The sequence below is a fragment of the Candidatus Nitrosarchaeum limnium BG20 genome (assembly GCF_000241145.1).
GTDB lineage: Archaea > Thermoproteota > Nitrososphaeria > Nitrososphaerales > Nitrosopumilaceae > Nitrosarchaeum > Nitrosarchaeum limnae.
Window position 1 is genome coordinate 1 of sequence record NZ_AHJG01000201.1, and the last position, 2,587, is coordinate 2,587.

The following is a 2,587-nucleotide window of genomic DNA, read 5'->3' on the forward strand; positions in this document are numbered from 1 at the left end:
TAAAATCAAAAGACAAACAGCAAAGTAAATGGAGCAAGGATCTCAGAGAAAAACTCATCGAATCAAATACATTATGTATGAATCATGAAAAAAACATGAATAAAATATTCAGAGGATTTTATGAAAAACATCTAAAAGATTTTTTAAAGGAATAAGAAAAGATCTAAATCAGTAAGCTAATTCTGACATGTATTTTGCTTCTTTCAGAGCATTTTCAAACTCTGTTTCAGCCATTATGTTTTGTTTAGCATATACACTCTTGAACTTGCGTCCATCATCGGCAAATATTCCAACCACATATGCATCCCCATCAACCTTGTATTTTTTCATACATGCATAGACTGCCGCAGATGAAGGACTAATCAATAGCTTGTCTTTCTCCAGAACCTCTTTTACAACAGCAAATGCTTCATCATTATCAACAGATACCCAATCATCAACAACATTTTCACGTTTTAAAAATAAGTCAGGCTTTGCAGATTCTTCAAAATTTCTCCATCCTTGAATTAAATGGTTTTGTTGAGGTTGACAACCAATGATTTTAACATTAGGATTTTTTTCTTTAAGATAGGTTCCAATTCCGGTGATCGTTCCACCAGTTCCAACACCTGTAAAGAAATGAGTTACTTTACCATCAGTTTGTTTCCAGATTTCTGGGCCAGTTCCAACATAATGACCCATAAAGTTTGCTTCATTTGCATACTGATTTGGAGAATAATATGTATCAGGTCTTGATGATGCAATTGATGTAGCTAATGCGATACTCTGATCAGTCCCAGCACCAACTTTTGGGCAAAGATCGTCACTTGTTTCAAAAACTTTGGCTCCAAGATTTCGAATGATATCTTTAGTTTCATTACTTGCTTTTTCAGGAATTACAATTTCTACCTTATAACCAAGTAATTTTGCAATCCCAGTTAATGCAATTCCAGTGTTACCAGATGTAGGTTCAATTATGATGCTTTTTCCTTTTGTGAGCTTGCCTTTTTCTTCTCCATCTTTAATCATCCAGTATGCAGCCCTATCTTTGACAGAACCAAACGGATTATGACCTTCTAGTTTAGCAAAGTATTGTATATTGTTATGAGAAAGGGAATCCAATTTGACTAGTGGAGTATTACCAACACGGTTAAGAATATCAGAACTGGTGACGGTTGCCATGATTGAATTATTTCACCTTTTTAATTTGAAAAGTGATAGTATTTCCATCTTTTTTTAAATTTAATAAAGTGTGACCATTTCTTGTAACCCATCTTGAAATATCATCCTCAGCTGCAGGATCATCAGCTGATACAGTTAGCACTTGTCCTACTTGCATTTTTTCAATCTCAATTTTAGTTCTAAAAACAGGTTCTGGACAAAATAATCCAGTTGCATCTAGTTTCTTCTCATTTGATTCAGACATGTTGTTAACTACTTCATAATGACTATTTTGTCATATTAAAATCTATTTTAATAAAATTAAAACTATTTAGCAAAAACAGTCTCAAAAGTTAATCCAAGCTAATATGGAAATTAAAAAATCCAAGTAATGGTTCCGTCAATTGATTGTTACTCTTTTACCTAGTTCAATGTTAACTGTAATTACAGATCCATCTCTATAGACTTGTAAAGTAACTTTATCACCAACAGATTTGTTTTCAGATACATATGCTATGATATCATCAATTCTTTTGACGGGAACATTGTCAATTGAAGTTACAATATCGGCACTAACTATTTCTCCGGTGGATGAAAACAATGCACCCTTAAGTCCTGCTTTACCTGCAGGCCCATCCTTTACAATGTCATTAATTACAGCCCCTCGGAAATTCTTTGGGAGATTAAATTTTTCAGCCAATTTTGGTGTAAGTGTGGTTCCAGAAATTCCAAGCCATGGATGATCAAATTCGCCTTTTTCAATTAATGCTGGGACAACTTTTTTAATTGTATTTGATGGAACCGCAAAACCAACACCTGCAAATTCACCAACATTGGATTGAATAGCAGTATTCATTCCAATCAGATTTCCAGTATTATCCAATAAAGGTCCTCCTGAATTTCCTGGATTTATTGCAGCATCTGTTTGAATAATGTTAGGAATTGAAAAACCAATCTCTTGATTTGGAAGCAATCGTCCTATTTGACTTACTATTCCAGTGGTCATAGTATTACTCAATCCAAATGGGTTTCCAATTGCAATTACCTGTTCTCCCACTTTGATCTGAGAAGAATCTGCAAATGATACTGGCGTTAAAGACTCATCGGAATAATTATCAGTTAATTGTAACACTGCAATGTCATTGAATTTATCAGTTCCAATTACTTTGGCAGAAAAAATATCACCATTTGAGAGTGCAACATCAACATTGTCTACACCTGCTACAACATGATAATTAGTAATTATATGACCTTCGTTATCATATACAAATCCAGAACCCAATCTAGACGATTGCTGCTGTAAGGGATTACCATTAATGATAATATTTGAACGTGTCTGGGTCACAGTGCTAGTTATTTGTACAACAGAATTTTCCAAGTTTTGATAAAGCACATCAAGGTTGGATTATTTTGTTCATGTATTACGGAATCAACAGGTAAAACTTGT

At 33.9% G+C, this 2,587-nt stretch carries 3 protein-coding genes; all 3 read right to left on the reverse strand.

From position 1 onward, the window contains the following. Positions 1-168: 168 nt before the first annotated feature. Positions 169-1,161, reverse strand: a complete 993-nt coding sequence (locus BG20_RS07305) for a PLP-dependent cysteine synthase family protein (RefSeq protein WP_010192911.1) — start codon at positions 1,159-1,161, stop codon at positions 169-171. A gap of 7 nt (positions 1,162-1,168) precedes the next feature. Beyond that, on the reverse strand, positions 1,169-1,405 hold the full coding sequence (locus tag BG20_RS07310; RefSeq protein WP_007401375.1) for a sulfurtransferase TusA family protein: 237 nt from the start codon (positions 1,403-1,405) through the stop codon (positions 1,169-1,171). A gap of 135 nt (positions 1,406-1,540) precedes the next feature. Then, on the reverse strand, positions 1,541-2,485 hold the full coding sequence (locus tag BG20_RS07315; RefSeq protein ID WP_238527553.1) for a S1C family serine protease: 945 nt from the start codon (positions 2,483-2,485) through the stop codon (positions 1,541-1,543). Between the last annotated feature and the right edge of the window lie 102 nt (positions 2,486-2,587).